The sequence below is a fragment of the Paraburkholderia sp. SIMBA_027 genome, assembly GCF_046535315.1.
Taxonomy (GTDB): Bacteria; Pseudomonadota; Gammaproteobacteria; order Burkholderiales; family Burkholderiaceae; genus Paraburkholderia; species Paraburkholderia tropica.
The window spans coordinates 1-240 of record NZ_JAWRWY010001490.1 but is presented as its reverse complement, the minus strand read 5'-3'; the positions used below and the strand labels follow the sequence as shown (position 1 = coordinate 240).

The 240-nt window shown below is 40.4% G+C and carries 1 protein-coding gene; it reads right to left on the bottom strand.

Translation table 11 applies throughout. The features are described from left to right. Window positions 1-196: hypothetical protein (locus SB764_RS44160; protein WP_410867334.1), on the bottom strand; the 196-nt coding region annotated here is incomplete at its 3' end. Window positions 197-240: the final 44 nt, after the last annotated feature.

Sequence of the window (240 nt, the reverse complement as noted above, 5' to 3'; positions counted from 1 at the left end):
GACCATCTTTTGGATAACGAGTATTAATATCTGAAATCTGCCTAGCTGGTCTACTATCAGGATCCATTGCTCTGGTAATTCCAAATTTTGCTATTCTATCTTTGCTGCCCATAATCGTATAAACATAGGCTTTTGGAGGTCCAGAGCTATCGCCTCTAACAGAAAGTAATAATCCTAGAGCAAATGTTCTTGCCAATATGGTTGTTCCTGTGCTTGCTACCGATGACCAGGTAATACCAC